Genomic DNA, 18,071 nt, shown 5'->3' with positions numbered 1-18,071 from the left:
ACGAAACGTGGTGAAACGTTGAAGGGCAGTGGTACTTGGGGGGGGCTTCGGGCGGGGCGGCCGGTTGCCGTCCCGCGTGCGTCAGGAGTGGAACGGCAGGCCCGCGTCGGCCGCCAGCTCCAGGTCGTCGGTGTCGTCGGGGGGCAGCAGCGTCGCGGAGCCGTCGGTGACGGGCACGACGCCGAGTTCCAGGAGTTCGGCCATGGCGGCGGTGCCCGCCATGTCGCGGACCTGGAGCTGGTAGCGCGCGGTGGTGCGGTAGGTCCCTCCGGAGTCGTCGCCGGTGCGCTGCAGGAACCCGGAGTCGGTGAGGAACGCGGCGGCCTTGCCGACGATGCCGGTGGTCGATCCCGCGAGCCTGCGCGCGTCCTTGGTGGCGCCGGTGGAGCTGCGGCGCGCCCAGATCCGCCAGGCGGACTCCAGGCCCGGGGCGTCCGACGCCGGGTCGGTGTTCTCGCCCTGCTCCTCGGCGCGCTCCTCCAGGCGGCGGCAGGCCTGCCGGACGAAGGCGTCCACTCCGTTGACGGTGACGCGGCCGATGTATCCGTCGTCGGCCAGGTCCTCAGGGCGCGGGAAGGCCATGGCGGCGACGGCGAGGTGGGCGAGGCCGTGCAGGAAGCGGTCGGTGGAGTCGGCGGCGGCGCGGCGTGCGTAGTCGCCCATGCGGACGGCGAACACGGAGTCCTCGGCGGCGGTCACCGCCATCCCCGCGCGCGGGGACACCTCCAGGACGACGAGTCCGAGCCCGGCCGCGACGGCGTCGGCGAGGCGGGCGAACGGCGGGTCCTCGCGGTACCGACGGAGCAGTTCGCCGTACTCCTGGTCGCGGGCGGGCTGGAGTTTGGGCTGGAGTCCGAACGCGACGAGGCGGGCCGCGTCGGCGGCGTCGGCCGGGGTGACGGCGGCGCCCGCGGGTGCCGCCGCCGGGGCCGCGGCGGCGTCCGGCTCGCCCCACGCGGCGTGCTCTGCGGGGTGATCGGTCACGGCTGGGGCTCCTTGGTGCGGTCGGTCGGTCGTACGTGGTGCGGGGGCGGAGTGGTGGTCGGATCGGCGTGGGGCGGGGTCGCTGGTCCGTGGTGCGGGGTCGCTGGTACGTGGTGCGGGGTCGCCCGCGGCCGACGCGACGTCGTGCGCGTGGCCGTCCGTCCGGGGTGCGGGGTCGGCTCGGTCATCAGGCCGCCTCCGTCCGGTCCGCCGCCATCCCCACCGCGTCGAGCAGTGCCGTGCCGACGATGAGGTCGGCGCCGCCGAACTCCGGGTCGTCGAGGTCGGTGCCGTCGTCCACGGCGAACAGCAGTTGCTGCTCGCCCTGGCGGTAGGCGGTGCCGACCGGCGGGCTCGCGGCGTGGACGGCCAGCAGGGCCACCAGGTAGGGCAGTTCGGGGTCGCGGCGGCGGGCTTCGGCAAGGAGCCCGGAGAGCCGGCGGGGCGCGTCGGGCGGCAGCGCGAGCAGTTCCATGGCACTGGCCAGCTGCTCCTCGCTGAAGCGGCTGTCGTCGGGCGTGGCGATGAGGTCGGGTTCGGGCATCTCCGCGCCCAGGTGCTCGCGCTCCTGCGGGGGCGTGAGCAGTATGTCGACGAGGTCGCCGACCCGCACCGACACGGGCGTGCGCAGGCCGGTCCCGCGCGCGAAGAAGGCGTCGGTCACGCGGATCGCCTGCTCGGCGGGGAGCGGCAGGATCGGGGCGACCAACTGGCCGTACAGGTCGAGGCCCGCGCGGGCGGTGGGCGTGGCGAAGGCCTGCCGGTCCTGCTCGGCGCGGAACAGGGGGCCCGCTTCGAGGAGCCGGGACTGGAGCTGGGTGTGGCGGCGGATGCAGTCCTTGACGATGTCGACGAGCTCGGCGGCGCGACGCTTGTGCTCGGGGTCCTCGGACTCGTCGCGGGCCTTGCGGATGTTCGTCAGGATCGCGTTCTCGTGGCGGTACCGGTCGGCCACGTGGTCCAGGGCCTCGGCGATCATGTCCGGCACGGACTGCAGCCAGTCCACCGCGCGGACGTTGCGCCGGGTCGCGTCGAGGGCCCTGCGGAGGGTCTCCGAGTACTGCACGGTGCGGTACCGCGCCTGTTCGGCGGCGAGCTGGGCGTCGGCGAGGCGGCCCCGGCTGATCAGGACCTCCAGCTTCACCTCGGCGGCGATCTGGGCGCTGGTCACGTCGGTGTCGAGGGCGCCCACGAGGACGTTCACGGCCTCGTCGGTGGTGCGCAGGCAGACACCGCCGCCGTACCCGGGAACCTCCTCGATCAGCTTGAAGTCGTAGTCCCGCCGGACATAGGTCCCATCCGGGTCGAAAGTGCCGTACACCGCGCGGAAGCCGCGGTCGACGCTGCCCACGTTGATCAGGTTCTCCAGGACCCAGCGGGCGACGCGCTCGTGCTCGGCGACGGGGCGGCGCGGGGCCTGGGCGGCGACGCGGGGCAGCAGCCGGGCGACGACCTGGTCGTGGTCGGCGCCGGTGTCGAAGTCCATGTTCAGCGTGACGAGGTCGATGGCGGACAGGGCCACCTCCGCCATCGCGTACACCGAATACTCCCCCGCGAGGTTCGCCTTGCGGGCGTCCAGGTCGTGCAGCGGCGCGGTGCACGCGAGCGCGCGCAGGCGCCGTGCCAGGCCCTCGTCGGCGGCCGGGCCCGGCGCGGGCCGCGGCCCCGCGCTGAGCTGGGACGGAACGGAGTCCGGTACGGCAGGCGAAGTCACGGTGCACAGACTAGGTCCTCGGTCTGACAACGGTCGAAACGACGCAGATGCCCCGCCGCCCCGACCTGCCTCGGAACCCCGGCCCGCCCCTCGGACGAGCCCCTCCCCGCGCGCGTCAGCCCTCCGGCGTACGTCAGCCTGACTCGCGTGCGTCAGCCCGCCCCGGCCCCGCCCGCCGCCACCCGGCGCGCGTACGTGTCGACAAGACCCTGGAGCGAGTCGTCCAGGTAGATCCCGAGCAGCCGCTCGGCCTTCGGGCCCAGACCGGACCGGAGAGCGTCGAGGATCTCCTGGTTGCGCACCAGGTAGGGCTCGTGGAGGCGGCGCGGGTCGTCCACCACGTGGAAGGCGAGCCGCAGTTCGGCGAAGACGCTGCGCATCAGCTCGTCGGTGCGGGCGCTCCCGGCGAGCGCGACGAGCTCCCGGTGGAAGTGGATGTTGGCCGTGGAGACGCCGTTCCAGTCCCGGCGGCTCGCGGCGGACCTGCCCTCGGCGACGGCTCCGGCGAGCGCGTCCACGGCGTACGGCGGGCGGCCGAGGCCGTGCACGACGGCGCACTCCACCAGGCGCCGGGTGCGGTAGATGTCCTCGACGTCCTCGACGGTCAGGACCCGCACGAAGACGCCGCGGTTGAGTTCGTGGACGAGCAGCCGCTCGTGGGTGAGCAGCCGGAAGGCCTCGCGCAGGGTGTTGCGGGAGACGCCGAGCGCGCCGCCGATGCTGTCCTCCGACAGCCGGGTGCCGGGTGGGAAGTACCCCTCGGCGATGCGGCTCCGGAGGATGTCCGCGACCCGCTCCGCCGTGCTGGTGCGCCCCAGGAGCGCGCGGTCGTCGGCGAGACCGGTCAGTTCAGCCATGATCAGCCATCCCCTCAGCCATGCCCGGATTCAACCGCAGATACAAGAACGAGACAACATGGGTATTGAGGGATCGTTGAACAATCCTCTACGTTGTCCGGCAGGCGTCACCCCGCCCCCGTCCCCAGAGGCATCGGCCACGCGCCGCTCAGCACACCCCCGCTCCTCAGAAGCACCCTCCAGCCCCGCCCACTCCCTCTGTGAGGTGCCCATGAGCACGACTCCCCCGCCTTCCGCGATAGAGCTGGCCGACCAGCCACGCGGGGATCAACCACCCGACGACGACGGCGCGTTCGGCTGGCTGCGCGCGCTCGGCCCGCGCGGCCGCCGCGCGTTCGCCGGTGCCTTCGGCGGGTACGCACTCGACTCGTACGACTACTTCACGCTGCCGCTCAGCATGGTCGCGCTGTCGGCCTACTTCGGCCTGAACAGCGGCCAGACGGGGCTGTTCACGACCGTCACGCTGGTCGTCTCCGCGGTGGGCGGCGCCGTCGCGGGCGTCGTCGCGGACCGCATCGGCCGGGTGAAGGCCCTGATGATCACCGTGGTCACGTACGCGGTGTTCACCGTGGCCTGCGGCTTCGCGCCCAACTACGAGACCCTGCTGGTCTTCCGCGCCCTCCAGGGCCTCGGTTTCGGCGGCGAGTGGGCGGTCGGCGCGATCCTGGTCGCCGAGTACGCGACCGCCAAGAACCGCGGCCGCACGCTCGGCGCGATCCAGAGCTCCTGGGCCGTCGGCTGGGGCCTCGCCGCGATCGTCTACACCCTGGTCTTCCAGTTCATGGACGACGACATCGCCTGGCGCGTCATGTTCTTCACCGGGGCGCTGCCCGCCCTGCTCGTGATCTACGTACGCCGCAATGTGCAGGACGCCCCGGAAGCGGCGGCCGAACGCGAACGGAGCACGGAGAAGGGCTCGTTCACGGCGATCTTCAAGCCGGGGCTGCTGCGCGTCACCCTGTTCGCGGTACTGCTGTCCACTGGTGTCCAGGGCGGCTACTACACGCTCGCCACCTGGGTGCCCACGTACCTCAAGGAGGACCGCGGCCTTACGGTCGTCGGCACGGGCGGGTATCTGACGTTCCTGATCTCCGGTGCCTTCATCGGCTATCTGACGGGCGGCTATCTCACCGACAAGCTGGGCCGCAAGCGCAACATCGCGCTGTTCGCGTTCCTGTCCGCGGCCAGCATCGCGGCGTACACGAACATCCCGGACGACGCCAACGGCCTTCTCCTGGTGCTCGGTTTCCCGCTGGGCTTCTGCATGTCGGCGATCTTCAGCGGCTTCGGCTCCTTCCTGAGCGAGCTGTACCCGGCCGCCGTGCGCGGCACGGGGCAGGGCTTCACGTACAACACCGGCCGCGCGGTGGGCGCCGTGTTCCCCACGACCGTCGGTTTCCTCGCGGACAGCTGGGGCGTGGGCGGTGCGCTCATCTTCGGAGCGTTCGGTTACGCGCTCGCCGTGATCGCCCTCTTCGGGCTGCCCGAGACGCGCGGAAGGGAGCTCCTGTGAGCCCCGAAGAGGCACGCGCGGCGTTCCGTTCGGGCCACAGCGCGCCGACCGCCGGCTGGGCGCCCGGCCACGCCCAGGCGAACCTGGTGTCCGTCCCCGCCGACTGGGCGTACGACATGCTCCTGTTCTGCCAGCGGAACCCGAAGCCCTGCCCGGTCCTCGACGTGACCGACGCGGGCTCCTGGTCCACGCCGCTCGCCCCGGGGGCCGATCTGCGCACGGATCTGCCGAGCTACCGCGTGTGGGAGGACGGCGAGCTGGTCGACGAGCCCACCGACGTGCTCGGGCACTGGCGCGGCGACCTGGTGTCGTTCCTCATCGGCTGCAGCTTCACCTTCGAGTGGTCGCTCGCGGCGGCCGGTGTGCCGCTGCGCCACGTCGAGCAGGGCCGCAACGTCGCCATGTACGTCACCGACCGCCAGTGCCGGGCGGCGGGGCGGCTGCGCGGCCCCCTGGTGGTGTCCATGCGCCCGGTGCCGCCCCGCGACCTCGCCACGGCGATCCGGGAGACCGCCGTGCTGCCCGCGGTGCACGGCGCGCCGGTGCACTGCGGCGACCCGGGCGGCCTCGGCATCGCCGACCTGGCCGAGCCCGACTTCGGCGATCCGGTGGACGCCGAGCCCGACGACATCCCGGTGTTCTGGGCGTGCGGGGTGACACCGCAGGCGGCCGTGATGGCGTCGCGGCCGCCGTTCGCGATCACGCACGCCCCGGGCCGGATGTTCATCACCGACGCCCGCGACGAGCAGTACCGCGTCGCCTGACCGACGGCACCGCGCCATGGACCACGTCCCCCGCGCGCGAGGCCAAGAACCCCACCGCGCGGGACTACGGACCGCCACGCGCGCGGGGCACCCGAATCCACAGGAGCGATACGCACATGACCTGGGCCTCGATCGACCTCAACGCCGACCTCGGCGAGGGCTTCGGGCGGTGGCGGCTCACCGATGACGAGGAGCTGCTGTCCGTCGTCACCAGCGCCAACGTGGCCTGCGGCTTCCACGCGGGCGACGCGGCCACGATGCGGCGCGTGTGCGAGCGCGCGGCCGAGCGCGGAGTGCGCATCGGCGCCCAGGTGTCGTACCGCGACCTGGCGGGGTTCGGGCGGCGCGCGATGGACGTGCCGTCCGCCGAGCTCGCCGCCGAAGTGGCGTACCAGATCGGCGCCCTGGAGGTGTTCGCGCGCGCGGCGGGCGCGGGCGTGGCGTACGTGAAGCCGCACGGCGCGCTGTACAACCGCGTGGTGCACGACGGGGAGCAGGCGGCCGCCGTCGTCGACGGCGTGCTCCTGGCCGACGCCGGGCTGCCCGTCCTCGGCCTGCCCGGGTCGCGTCTCCTGGAGGCCGCGGAGAAGGCCGGACTGCCGATCGTCACGGAGGCGTTCGCCGACCGGGCGTACACCGACGAGGGCACGCTGGTGCCGCGCGGCACCGACGGCGCGGTCATCACGGAGGCGGACGCCGTCGTCGAGCGGTCCCTCGGCATCGCCCGGTTCGCCGCCGTCACCTCGCACGGCGGGCGGAGCATCGACGTCCGGGCGCGTTCGCTGTGCCTGCACGGCGACACTCCCGGAGCGGTGGGGCTCGCACGGCAGGTCAGGGCGCGCCTCGAAACGGCGGGCGTACGGGTGGAGGCGTTCGCATGAGCGTCCGTGCGGCAGCGTCCCCGCCGATGTCAGGGGACACGCCTTCGACGCCGCCCATGAGGGTCCTGCCCATGGGCGAGCGCGCGCTGCTCGTCGAACTCGCCGACGGCACGGCCGCCGCGGCCCTGCACGCCGAGCTGCTGCGCCGCCGCGCGGCCGGAGACCTCGTCGTACGCGAGATCGTGCCCGCGGCCCGCACGGTGCTCCTGGACGGCCTCGGCGGGCCCGACGGCCCCGACACCCCGCTCCGGCTCGCCGCGCGCCTGCCCACGTGGGAGATCCCGCCGCTGCCCGCGCGCGCGGACGACGTCCTGGAGATCCCGGTGCGCTACGACGGTCCGGACCTGGCCGACGTGGCGGCGCTGTGGGACGTGCCGGTGCGGGAGGTGGCACGCGTCCATTCGGCGGCCGAGTTCCGCGTCGCGTTCTGCGGATTCGCGCCGGGGTTCGGCTATCTGACGGGTCTCGGCGGGGTGCCCGAGGTGCCGCGCAGGGCGACGCCGCGCACGGCGGTGCCCGCGGGTTCCGTCGGCCTCGCCGGGCCGTACACGGGCGTGTACCCGCGCTCCTCGCCCGGGGGTTGGCAGTTGATCGGGTCGACGGACGCCCTGCTGTGGGACCACGCGCGCGTACCGGCCGCGCTCCTGGCCCCGGGTACGCGGGTGCGCTTCGTGCCGGAGGGGCGATGACCGACCGGGCCTTCGCGGTCGTACGGGCCGGGGCGCTCACCACGGTGCAGGACGAGGGCCGTCCCGGGCACGCGCACCTCGGGGTGCCGCGCTCCGGAGCGCTCGACCGGACCGCCGCCGCCCTGGTGAACCGCCTCGTCGGCAATCCGGCCGACGCGGCCGTCCTGGAGACCACCCTCAACGGCTGTGCGCTGCGCCCGCGTTGCGCTGTCACCGTAGCCGTCGGCGGCGCGCCCTGCCGGGTGACGGTGGACGGGCGCGCGGTGGCCTGGGGCGCACCGGTGCGGGTACCCGCCGATGCGCTCCTGGAGGTGGGTCCCGCTGTCTCCGGCGTACGCGGCTACGTCGCCCTCGGCGGCGGCGTGGCCGTCGAGCCGGTCCTCGGCAGCCGCTCCACGGACCTGCTGTCCGGGCTCGGCCCGCCGCCGTTGACGGACGGCGCGGTGCTGCCCCTGGGTGCCGCGCCCGTCGCCCACGCGCGCGTGGACACCGTTCCGCAGCCCGGGCCGCCACGCGAGCTGATCCTCCGGGTGACACCGGGACCCCGCGCCGACTGGTTCACGGCCCCGGCCCTGCGGACGCTCACCACGCGCGCGTACCGCGTGTCCTCAGCGAGCAACCGCATCGGCCTGCGCACCGACGGGCCGCCCCTGGAGCGTGCGGTGGGCGGTGAACTGCCCAGCGAGGGGATGGTCCTGGGCGCGATCCAGGTGCCGCCGGACGGCAGGCCCGTGGTGTTCCTGGCCGACCACCCGACTACGGGCGGCTATCCGGTCGTGGGTGTCGTCAGGGAACGCGACCTCGCGGCGGCGGCGCAGGCGGTGCCGGGGACGGTGGTGCGGTTCGTGGGGGTGGGGGGTTGGCCGGGGCTCGGGTCGGAGCGGGGGTGAGGCGGGCGGGCTGGCCCTCACGGTGAGGTCGGCGGGCTGGCCGACCCCCATGGTGAGGTCGGCGGGCTGGCCAACCCTCACGGTGACGCGGGCGGGCTGCCCGGCTCACGCCGCCTCCACCCGCCGCTCATCGGCCCCGAGCCCCGCGAGTGCCGCCGCCGCGGCGTGGGCGTCCCGGACGTCCAGCCCGCCGCTCGTACCCCGCACCTGGTGCCGTACCTCCGCCACGGCGAGGCCGAGCAACTGCGGCAGCAGATCGGTGCAGCGCCGGGCGACCCAGCCGGTACCGGCCGTGGCCAGCCACAGCAGGATCGCCGACGGGGCGGGCGGCGGCCGTTCGGGCTCGGTGTCGGGAGCGGGACCGGTTGCGAGGCCCGCCGTGGCCAGCAGCGCGTGGAAGCGGGCGGCGAACACCCGGTGGCCGCGCTCTCCGGGGTGCAGCCGGTCCGCGCTCCACAGGGTGCGATCGGCGACCCACTCCTCGTCGGCGGCGTGCAGGTGGACGGCGCCATGGCGTGCGGACAGCGCGTGCACGACGGCGTTGACCGCGCGCTGCCGTCGGGCCAGCGGGCGGCCGAGCGCGCCGGGCAGGCCCAGCATCGCGCCGGGGTCGGGCATGCAGGCGGTGAGCAGAGCCGCGCCGTCCGCCGTGACGGCGCCGTACACCTCGTCGAGGCGCAGGGCGACGGCACGGATGTCGAACGTGCAGCGCAGGGTGTCGTTGACGCCGACGACGACGGACACGATGTCGGGCCGCAGGGCCACGGCCCGGGGCGTCTGGTGGCCGTGCACGTCACAGGTCTGCGCGCCGCTGACGGCCAGGTTGTGGAATTCCACGGGCCGTCGGGGCGTCCCCAGGCCCGCCGCGAGCAGCGCCGCCCAGCCCCGCCACGCGCCGTCCACAGGGTCCCCCACGCCCTGCGTGAGCGAGTCCCCGAGCGCCACGAACGTCACCGGCCTCATCGGCCACCGCCCCCGTCCGGCGCCGCGCCGGGCCCCACCACGAGGCGCAAACCCCGTAGGCCGTCCGCCGCCGACGCCGGGTCCCCCGCCGAAGGGGACGCTACGGAGGGTGCCACCTGCCCGCCGGAACCCGGGCCACTCCCCCTAGCGATCCGATCCACCCCATGCGCGGCCAAAAACGCCCCCACAGCCACATCCCACCCAAAGCACTCCGCCCGCGCCCGTGCCGCCCCCCGTCGGACATGCTCCGGGCGTTCAAGGACAGCCCGCACCGCGTGCGCGAACATGCGGGGCGTATCCGCGGCCGCCGCCCCCGCGCCGCCCACGATCTCCGGCAGCGCGGACGAGGCGCTGGCCACCACCGGGGTGCCACAGGCGAGGGCTTCGAGTGCGGCCAGGCCGAAGGTCTCGCAGGGGCCCGGGGCCAGGCACACGTCGGCGGTGGCCTGGAGGGCGCCGAGCGCGGCGCGGTCCGCGACGTGGCCGAGGAACGTCACCGGAAGGCGCCGCTCCCGTGCCCGCTGTTCGAGCCGGGAACGCAGCGGCCCGTCGCCCGCGACGACGAGCACGGCCGGTACGCCACGCCCGCGCAACGTCTCCAGCGTGTCGAGCGCCATGCCGGGCCGCTTCTCCACGGAGAGGCGGGAACAGAGCACCAGGAGCACATCGTCGTCCCCGCGCGCGTAGCGGTCGCGTATCCGTCGGTCCCACAACCCGGGGTGCCGGTCCGCCACATCGACGCCCAGGGGCGCGCGTACGACATTGCCCGCCCCGATCCGTACGAACTCACGCTCCGCCCAGGCCGTGGTGCACACCACGCGCGCGTAGGCGTGCGCGGTACGGGTGTTGAGCGCGTCGGCCGCCCGGCGCGCCAGGCCCGGCGGCAGCCCCCAGGTGCGCATCACGGCGTCCGCGGCCTCGTGGGACACCATCACGGCCGGGACCCGGGCACGGCGCGCCCACTCGCCGGTCCAGCGCAGGGAGGTGCGGTCGGAGACTTCGAGGCGGTCGGGGGCGAGGCGTTCCAGGAGGCGGGTGACGCGCCGCCGGTCGGCGAGGACGCGGTAGCCGCCGGTGCCGGGCAGCACGGGTCCGGGCACGGTGATGACGAGTCCCTGTTCCGTGCGGACGGCGTCGGCGCGCTCTCCGGGGACGATCAGTACGGGGTCGTGACCGGCGGCCAGGTAGCCGCGGCCCAGTTCCCGCAGGGCGGTGCGCAGTCCGCCCGAGGACGGCGTGACGAAGTTGGCGAGTCGCACGATGCGCAGCGGCCCGGTTGTCCGCGCGGTGCGTGCGGTGGCGAGCGGGCTCATGCCCAGGGTCGCGGTCATGCCGCCACCGCCGTGCGCTCGGCGAGCACCTCTTCGTAGTGCGCGATGAGCTGGTCCCCGATGGCGTCCCAGGTCCGCCCCCGGACGGCGGCGCGTCCGGCGGCCCCGTACGCGGCCCGCAGCTCCGGGTCGGCGGCCATCACCCACACCGCGTCCCGCACGGCGGCGGCGTCGCCGGGCGGCACGAGGATGCCGGTGCGCCCGGGGACCACCAGGTCGAGCGGTCCGCCCACGGCGGGCGCGATCACGGGAACGCCGCTGGCCATGGCCTCCTGCACGGTCTGGCAGAAGGTCTCCAGGGGGCCGGTGTGCACGAAGACGTCCAAGGAGGCGAAGATCCGGGCGAGTTCGTCGCCGGTGCGGCGGCCAAGCAGCGTGGCCCCGGGCAGCGCCGTGCGCAGGGCGCCCGCGCTCGGCCCGTCGCCCACGACGACGACACGGACGCCGTCGAGGCCGCACGCCTGCGCCAGGAGTTCGACGTGCTTCTCGGGGGCGAGCCGCCCTACGTAGCCGATGATCAGTTCGCCGTCGGGGGCGAGTTCGCGGCGCAGGGCGGGGTCGCGGAGCGTCGGCCGGAAGCGGTCGGTGTCGACGCCGCGCGGCCACATCCGCACCCGTGGCACGCCGTGCGCGACCAGGTCGGTCAGGGCCGCGGTGGAGGGCGCGAGGGTGCGGTCGGCGGCGGCGTGCACCGCGCGGATGCGGCGCCAGGCGGTGGCCTCGCCCCGGCCCATGTACGTCCGCGCGTAGCCGCCGATGTCGGTCTGGTAGACGGCGACGGTGGGCAGGTGCTTGCGGGTCGCCGCGGCCATGCCGCGGGCGCCGAGCACGAACGGGCTGGCCAGGTGGACCAGGTCGGCTTGGTGCGCGCTCAGCGCAGCCGCCAGCCGTCGACTCGGCAACGCGACCCTGACCTGCGGATATCCGGGCAGGGGCAGGGAGGGTACGCGCACGACGGGGCACGGGGACAGAGGGTCGGCGGCGGCGTCGACACCGGCCGCGGTGGCGGGGGCGACGACGAGGGGCTCGTGACCGCGCGCGACCAGCTGCCGCGCGGTCTGCAGGGCGCAGTGCGACACGCCGTTGATGTCGGGCGGGAAGGATTCGGTGACGATGACGACACGCATACCCGTGTTGTCGTCAGACGGGGCGTGCCCACGTCAACGTGGATCTTTCCTGACGAGGAACGTCCCATGAGCGTTGCGCTCCGCGGGATGCCGCCATTGCGCCCCAGGCGGGGCGTTCCGTACCACGAGGGTGCGGCCGCGCCTCGGGGGAAGGTGCGCTGCTGCGCGTGGAGGGTGCGGCGGACGGCCCGGTTTTCTGGGTGTACGTGGAGGCGGGGCGCCCTCGCGCGCGGGGACTACGAGAGGGTGCGGCAGCGCGGGAGGGCTGCTTCAAGGCCGCGTGGCAGCGCAGGACGGCCGACTCAAGACACGGCGGCGACGCGGAAAGGCCGACTCAAGACGCAGCGGCGAGGGAGGAGCGCCCCCACCCCCGCCGCCCCACACTCACACAGCAGGCGCGTCCGGCCCGATCCGGCTCCGTACCGCCGACTGCACGTCGTCCTCCTCGGCGGGATCCGCGGCGAGCCTGCGGAGGCGGTTGACCACGCGGGCGTCGCCGGTCTCGGCGTGGCGGGCGGCCACTTCGCGGGTGGACTCCTCGCAGTCCCACAGGCACTCGACGGCGAAGCCCGCGGCGAAGGAGGGGTCGGTGGCGGCGAGGGCGCGGGCGGCGCGGCCCCTGAGGTGGGAGGAGGCGGTCTCGCGGTAGACATGGCGCAGGACGGGCGCCGCGCAGCCGATACCGAGGCGGCCCGCGCCGTCGACGAGCGGCCACAGGGTCGGCGCGTCCGGGCCTTCGCCGCGCACCGCCTCGCGCAGTGCGGCGAGCACGAGCTGGCTGTCCTGGGCGCCGCCTCTGCAGGCGAGCAGGCGGCCGGCGGCCGCACCGAGCACGTCAGGGCGTCCGGCCCACTGCCGGGCCCGGTCGACGGCGGCGACGGAGCGCATCCGCTCGAACGTCTCGGCCGCGATGTCGACGACGACGCGCGACGGGCTCTGCGCCGCTTCCTCCAGGAGGTCAAGGATGCCGGGATCGTTGGCGTCGGCCAGGTAGCACAAGGCCGCGCCGCGTTCGGCGTCCGCGCCGTGGCGGGCGGCCGCGACGATCTCGGCGCGGTCCTCGGGCCCGGCGACGGCGGTCAGGCAGCGGGCGGCCGGCACATGCAGGGCGGCGCCGCGCTCCAGCCCTTCCTGGGCCCAGGCGAGCACGGCCCGCACGCTCCAGCCGGGACGGGGTCCGGCGGGCGCGAGCTGGCGCTGCCAGCGGTCGAAGGAGCCCCGCTCGGCGGCGGCACGCACCCGGCCGCCGATCTCGGGGCGCGGATCCTCCGCCCACAGCCGCCAGGGCCGCGGCTCGAAGGCGTCCCGCACGGCCGCGGTCAGCGCGGCCTCGCCCTCCGCGTCGGTGCCGAAGCGGGCGAGGACGGGACCGGCGAGGGCGCGCAGGCCCGCGTCGTCGTCGCGCAGGGCCAGCTCGTCCAGGGCCCAGGCCCAGTTCGCCCCGTACTCGGCGTAGCTGCGCAGCAGGCGCAGGGCGTCCAGCCTGTCGTACGAGGCGAGGTGGCCGAGGACGGACAGCGCGAGCCCGGTGCGGGAGTCGTCCGGGTCGTGCGTGTCGTCGGGGTCGAAGAGGTGGCGCTGGATCGCGCCGAGCCCGCCGTTCAGATCGAGGTAGAGCCGCGCGTAGTACAGCGAGCGGTTCTCCACCTGCCAGTCGTGCCGCGGGTCGTGCAGCACACAGTGGTCGAGGGCGGAGAGCGCCTCGGACCGAGGCGCGGTGAGGGCGTGCAGGGTGCCGTCGCCGCGGCCCCGCTGCAGCAGGCCGAGCAGCGTACCGCTGGGCGCTATGACCGGTTCGAACATGGGAAACAGCCTCACATCAAGCGTCGACGCAACCGGGAATCCGCACTACCTGGCCGCGCGCCAACACGTCGGGCCGCCCCACGTCTCTTGCTTGCTGAAGACCATCTTCCTCTGCCTCTCGTCGGTGACCCGGAGGTTCCCGGACGCCATGTCCGGGGTCGGGCCGCTCACGGTCCGCGCGCTGCGGCAACACCTGCCCCGACGTCGCGTCCGTGAATCACGTCGTCATGATGACCCAGCGGTTCTGCCCGCCGCGACCACATTTCCGGCGCCCCCGTGCTGCCGGACCGCCTACCCGCTCAGGCGGCGCCGAACAGCGTGAGCAGTTCGGTCTTGTCGAACATGCGCGCGGTGTCGATCGCCGAGGGCGTGCCCGCGGCCGGATCGGCGCCCCCGTCGAGCAGCGCCCGGACCACGTCGTCGGAGCCCTTGAAGACGGCACCCGCGAGCGGCGTCTGGCCCTTGTCGTTGACGCGTCCGGCGTCCGCGCCGCGCTCGATCAGGGCCCGCACGGCCGCCGCGTGGCCGTGGTAGGCGGCGAGCATGACGAGCGAGTCGCCGCTGTCGTTGGTGAGGTCCGCGGACACGCCCGCGTCGACGTACGCGGCGAGCGCGTCGGTGTCACCGGCCCGCGCCAGATCGAAGATCTTGCCCGCGAGCGCCACGACCTCCGGGTCGAGGGCCGCGGCGCCCCCGGTGTCGGGGAGTTCATCGCTCACAGTGATGACCGCCTTTCGTGTTCCGCGCGGACAGGACCACGTGGACAGGGCCGAACCGGATGCGCGGCGGACCCGGATGGTTCCCGGTGGCCCGGCCGTGCAGCCGTACGAGTGAATCGACAGAGTACTGCCCGTCACGGCACATGACCGACCGCGTCGACGGCAAAGATCACGTCGGGTGACGACCCCCGCCCCGAAACCCCCTCCGACGTGCACAGTCGGCCCATCAGGCCGCCGCCGTTCGGGGTAAATATCGGAAATTTACCCCATTTGCACCCTTTATCGTATGGATACATGCTGTGAGCCTGGAAGAACTCATGGTGACTGTCCCCATCGACCAGGAGAAACCTCATGATCCTGTCCATCTCAGGCGTCGTGCTGCTCGGAGTCATCGTCTTCCTCTTCTTCCGCAAAGACGGGCTGAAGGCCTCCCACGCCCTCGTGTGCGCGCTGTTCGGCTTCTACCTCGCGGGCACCGCCATCGCCCCGAGCATCAAGGCCGGCGGCGCGAGCCTCGCGAGCCTGCTCGGCGGCATCAAGTTCTGACGGTTTCCGACGGTTCACCGCTCACCACCACCCCCAGGAGAACGACGTGGCTCGGCGCCCTCTCCCCCGCATCCTGAGCAACGGCAGCGCCCAGATCGCCCGGAGCCGGGAGCACATCGCGCGCAGTCGCGAACTCGCCCGGTCGGCCGCCGACAGTGCCACCGACGTCCTCCACCCGCTGATCACGATCACGCGCGGGTTGCGCCGCCTCGCCGGAGCCGGGCGGCGCAAGTGGTCCGAGACCCCCAAGGACCGGCGGGGCCCCCTGCTGTTCCTGGTGGCCTCCGTGGTCCTCGTCGTGGCGCTCATTCCCTACGGTCCGCTGCTCGCCGCCATCAGCCTGATGGCGGCCGCCGCCTGGACCGGCCGTGAGCGCACCGCGCCGGCCCCCTCCGGCCCGGACGACGCCCAGGTCCAGCGGTTGCAGTCGCTCTACGAAGCACTCGTCCCGTACTTCTCCGTCCCGGAGGACCCGAGCCCGCTGTTCGCGCACGGCGGCGAGTGGGACAAGGCGTTCACCGACTACGCGTTCGACGACAACGGCCGCGTCTCGCATCTGGTGCTGCGTTATCCCGCGTACTTCACCGACGGCGAGGCCGAATCCCGCGCGCGCATCGAGCAGTTGCTGCACGCCAAGTCGGGGCGCGGCCGGGAGTACCACTTCGCGTGGGACGAGGAGGGCAACACGCTCACCGTGACCGTGCTGCCGCCGTTGCCCACCGACATCTCCGCCCAGCGCTTCGTCACCGCCCCCGGCGAGACCGTGCTGGGCTTCACCGACCCGTCCGCCGTGCAGCGCACCCTGCCCGTGGCGGACGGCGACGAGCAGCGCGACGTACCGCCCGTCGTGTGGCGCACCGGCGGCCGCTCCACCGAACCCCATCTGCTGGTCCTCGGTCACCCCGGCAGCGGCACCACCACGCTGCTGCGCTCGGTGGCCCTGCAGGCGCTCCAGTACGGCGACGTCGTCATCATCGAGGGCAGCGGCACCGGCGACTTCGCCTGCCTGACGGGGCGCGACGGCGTCCTCGCCGTCGAGTGCGGCCTCGCCGGGGCGCTCGCCAGCCTGGAGTGGGCGGCGCACGAGACGGAACGGCGGCTCATCGCGGCCAACCGGGCGCGGCAGGCGGGCCATCCCCCGCCCGACGACATCAAGCGGCCCCTGTGGATCCTCCTCGACCGCCCCAGCACCCTCGGCCACCTGGCCGCCGCCGACGGCCACCGCGATCCGCAGACGCTCCTCCAGGTGCCGCTGCGGCACGGGCGCGCCGCGGGCGTCACCGTCGTCGTGGCCGACCAGCTCGACAGCGCGGACGCCCTCACGGACGCCGTGTGCCAGCACACCCGCGCGCGCGTGGTGCTCGGCCCGGCCACGCCCGACCAGGTCGAGGAGGTCCTGGGCGCCCGGCCGCACACCACCCCCACGGCGGACATGCCCCCCGGCCGCGGCTACGCCCGCCTCGGCACCGGCCCTGTGCACCGCCTCCAGGTCCCGGCGACCCCCGACCCGTACGACGACGCCACCAGCGACGCGGACCGGCGGGCCGTCCTGAACCTGCTCCCGGTCCGCACGACCCCGGCGGACGCGGCGCTGGCCCCGGCGGTCGCGGAGGGCTGAGCACGGCGTCAGGGCGTCCCAAAGCCGGGGTCGCACGCGGCGGCAGGCGCACCCCTCGCACGCGGCGGCAGGACCACCCGGGCCCCGGCGGCACCCCGCGAACGCCCTGCCCCGCGCCCCGCGAACACCCCACTCCTCACGCCACGAACGTGTGCGGCCCCTCCGCCCCCGACCCCGCGCCCGTCCCCGACTCCACCAGCCGGGCCGCCGCCGCGAGCCGCACCGCCGCCTCCTCGGCAACCGCGCCGCCCACGGTGAACGGCAGTCGTACGTAGCCCTCGAAGGCGCCGTCCACACCGAAGCGGGGGCCCGACGGCACGCGTACGCCCACGCGTTCGCCGACCTCGGCGATGCGGGAGCCGGAGAGTCCGCCGGTGCGCACCCACAGCGTCAGCCCGCCGTGCGGCACTTCGAACTCCCAGCCGGGCAACTCGCGGCGCACGGCGGTGACCAGCGCGTCGCGGTTGTCGCGGGCCTGGTCCCTGCGCACGTCCACGGCCTGCTGCCAGCCACCGGTGCTGAGCAGCCAGTTCAGGGCGAGCTGCTCCAGGACGGGGGTGCCGAGGTCGGCGTACGCGCGCGCGGCGACCAGGCTGCGGATCACATCGGGCGCGGCCCGCACCCAGCCGATGCGCATGCCCGCCCAGAAGGCCTTGCTCGCGGAGCCGACGGTGATGACGGTGGAGCCCGAGGGGTCGAATCCGCACACGGGGCGCGGCATGGCGTCCTGTCCGTCGACATCGTCGAGGCGGAGTTCGCTCATGGTCTCGTCGACGACGAGGACGGTGCCCGCGTGCCGGGCGGCGTCGACGAGGCGGCGGCGCTGGTCCTCGTCGGCGAGGGCGCCGGTCGGGTTGTGGAAGTCGGCGACGACGTACGCGAGCCGGGGCGCGGCGTCGCGCAGGACCTGGCGCCAGCGGTCCATGTCCCAGCCGCCGAGGCCCTCGGCCATCGCCACAGGCACCAGGCGGGCGCCCGCCTCGCGCATGAGCTGAAGAATGTTGGCGTACGAGGGGGACTCCACGGCGATGCGCTCACCGCGGCCCGCGAAGAGGTGACAGATCGCGTCGATGGCGCCCATGGCGCCGGTGGTGACCATGATCTGTTCCGGCATGGTCGGTATGCCGCGCGCGGTGTAGCGCTCGGCGAGCATGGCGCGCAGGGCGGGCAGTCCGGCCGGGTAGTCGCCGTGGGTGTGGGCGTAGGGCGGGAGTTCTTCGAGGGCGCCCTGTACGGAGCGGGTGAGCCAGGGCTCGGGTGCGGGCAGGGCTGCGCAGCCGAGGTCGATCATGGAGCCGAGCGCTTCGGGGGGCAGCGGTTCGAGTCCGCGCGCGGGCAGCGGGTTCCCGGCCGGGACCGCCGTCCAACTGCCCGCTCCCCTGCGGGACTCCAGGAACCCCTCGGTGCGCAGCGCCTCGTAGGCGGCGGCGACCGTCGTACGGCTCACGGCGAGCGCGACGGCCAGTTCGCGTTCGGCGGGCAGGCGGGCGGCCACGGGAATGCGCCCCTCCAGGACGAGCAGGCGGATACCGTCGGCGAGAGCGCGGTAGGCGGGCGGGCGGCGGGTGCCCGCGCCCGCGGGGCGTGCCTGCTGGGAGGTGAGCAGCCGGGCGAGCTGGGTCGAGCCCACCGCTGATGTCCACTGAGGCATGATCCCAGTCCACCTTCGTCG

16 protein-coding genes are annotated in these 18,071 nt (G+C 74.5%); 7 read left to right on the top strand and 9 right to left on the bottom strand.

All coding sequences use genetic code 11. From position 1 onward, the window contains the following. Positions 1 to 81: 81 nt before the first annotated feature. The 3 genes from IE274_RS35170 to IE274_RS35160 form a co-directional block, all read right to left on the bottom strand. Positions 82 to 984 carry a hypothetical protein gene (locus tag IE274_RS35170; RefSeq protein WP_190119999.1) on the bottom strand — a complete coding sequence of 301 codons (903 nt, stop codon included), beginning with the start codon at positions 982 to 984 and terminating at the stop codon, positions 82 to 84. A 187-nt stretch (positions 985 to 1,171) separates the two neighbouring features. Next, on the bottom strand, positions 1,172 to 2,698 hold the full coding sequence (locus IE274_RS35165) for a hypothetical protein (protein ID WP_190119998.1): 1,527 nt from the start codon (positions 2,696 to 2,698) through the stop codon (positions 1,172 to 1,174). A 152-nt stretch (positions 2,699 to 2,850) separates the two neighbouring features. Next, positions 2,851 to 3,555, bottom strand: a complete 705-nt coding sequence (locus IE274_RS35160; RefSeq protein WP_190119997.1) for a GntR family transcriptional regulator — start codon at positions 3,553 to 3,555, stop codon at positions 2,851 to 2,853. 211 nt (positions 3,556 to 3,766) lie between these two features. On the opposite strand from IE274_RS35160, the gene IE274_RS35155 reads away from it, so the two are divergent. The 5 genes from IE274_RS35155 (at position 3,767) to IE274_RS35135 (ending at position 8,292) form a co-directional block, all read left to right on the top strand. Further along, complete coding sequence (locus tag IE274_RS35155) at positions 3,767 to 5,068, top strand: MFS transporter (protein WP_190119996.1); 1,302 nt, start codon at positions 3,767 to 3,769, stop codon at positions 5,066 to 5,068. Then, positions 5,065 to 5,832: a putative hydro-lyase gene (locus IE274_RS35150; RefSeq protein ID WP_190119995.1), complete on the top strand. Its 768-nt coding sequence runs from the start codon at positions 5,065 to 5,067 to the stop codon at positions 5,830 to 5,832. Before IE274_RS35155 ends, IE274_RS35150 begins: the two co-directional genes overlap by 4 nt. Positions 5,833 to 5,948: 116 nt before the next feature. After that, positions 5,949 to 6,713 (top strand): LamB/YcsF family protein, encoded by a 765-nt coding sequence (locus IE274_RS35145; protein ID WP_190119994.1) that lies wholly within the window; start codon positions 5,949 to 5,951, stop codon positions 6,711 to 6,713. A 56-nt stretch (positions 6,714 to 6,769) separates the two neighbouring features. After that, positions 6,770 to 7,402 (top strand): 5-oxoprolinase subunit B family protein, encoded by a 633-nt coding sequence (locus IE274_RS35140; RefSeq protein WP_190119993.1) that lies wholly within the window; start codon positions 6,770 to 6,772, stop codon positions 7,400 to 7,402. Next, positions 7,399 to 8,292: a 5-oxoprolinase subunit C family protein gene (locus tag IE274_RS35135; RefSeq protein ID WP_190119992.1), complete on the top strand. Its 894-nt coding sequence runs from the start codon at positions 7,399 to 7,401 to the stop codon at positions 8,290 to 8,292. Before IE274_RS35140 ends, IE274_RS35135 begins: the two co-directional genes overlap by 4 nt. 105 nt (positions 8,293 to 8,397) lie before the next feature. Here IE274_RS35135 and IE274_RS35130 read toward each other — a convergent pair whose 3' ends face one another. The 5 genes from IE274_RS35130 to IE274_RS35110 form a co-directional block, all read right to left on the bottom strand. Further along, the gene (locus IE274_RS35130; RefSeq protein WP_190119991.1) at positions 8,398 to 9,255 is read right to left on the bottom strand and encodes an SGNH/GDSL hydrolase family protein; all 858 of its coding nucleotides are present in this window, start codon (positions 9,253 to 9,255) and stop codon (positions 8,398 to 8,400) included. Continuing rightward, positions 9,252 to 10,568, bottom strand: a complete 1,317-nt coding sequence (locus IE274_RS35125; protein ID WP_190120024.1) for a glycosyltransferase — start codon at positions 10,566 to 10,568, stop codon at positions 9,252 to 9,254. The genes IE274_RS35130 and IE274_RS35125 overlap by 4 nt, the downstream gene beginning before the upstream one ends. 14 nt (positions 10,569 to 10,582) lie before the next feature. Beyond that, complete coding sequence (locus IE274_RS35120) at positions 10,583 to 11,713, bottom strand: glycosyltransferase family 4 protein (RefSeq protein WP_190119990.1); 1,131 nt, start codon at positions 11,711 to 11,713, stop codon at positions 10,583 to 10,585. A 384-nt stretch (positions 11,714 to 12,097) separates the two neighbouring features. Beyond that, positions 12,098 to 13,516, bottom strand: a complete 1,419-nt coding sequence (locus IE274_RS35115) for a HEAT repeat domain-containing protein (RefSeq protein ID WP_190119989.1) — start codon at positions 13,514 to 13,516, stop codon at positions 12,098 to 12,100. Between the two features lie 299 nt (positions 13,517 to 13,815). Beyond that, positions 13,816 to 14,235 carry an ankyrin repeat domain-containing protein gene (locus IE274_RS35110; RefSeq protein ID WP_190119988.1) on the bottom strand — a complete coding sequence of 140 codons (420 nt, stop codon included), beginning with the start codon at positions 14,233 to 14,235 and terminating at the stop codon, positions 13,816 to 13,818. A gap of 351 nt (positions 14,236 to 14,586) precedes the next feature. Between IE274_RS35110 and IE274_RS35105 the strand changes: the two genes are divergently transcribed. Together IE274_RS35105 and IE274_RS35100 are read left to right on the top strand one after the other, a co-directional pair. Next, complete coding sequence (locus tag IE274_RS35105) at positions 14,587 to 14,781, top strand: hypothetical protein (protein ID WP_030360399.1); 195 nt, start codon at positions 14,587 to 14,589, stop codon at positions 14,779 to 14,781. A gap of 46 nt (positions 14,782 to 14,827) precedes the next feature. Further along, the gene (locus IE274_RS35100; protein ID WP_190119987.1) at positions 14,828 to 16,399 is read left to right on the top strand and encodes a P-loop NTPase family protein; all 1,572 of its coding nucleotides are present in this window, start codon (positions 14,828 to 14,830) and stop codon (positions 16,397 to 16,399) included. 136 nt (positions 16,400 to 16,535) lie between these two features. Here IE274_RS35100 and IE274_RS35095 read toward each other — a convergent pair whose 3' ends face one another. Further along, positions 16,536 to 18,050: an SCO1417 family PLP biosynthesis transcription factor gene (locus tag IE274_RS35095; protein WP_190119986.1), complete on the bottom strand. Its 1,515-nt coding sequence runs from the start codon at positions 18,048 to 18,050 to the stop codon at positions 16,536 to 16,538. Between the last annotated feature and the right edge of the window lie 21 nt (positions 18,051 to 18,071).

Source organism: Streptomyces flavofungini (assembly GCF_014650815.1).
GTDB classification, from domain to species: domain Bacteria; phylum Actinomycetota; class Actinomycetes; order Streptomycetales; family Streptomycetaceae; genus Streptomyces; species Streptomyces flavofungini.
This window is presented reverse-complemented; position numbering and strand designations above follow the sequence as displayed.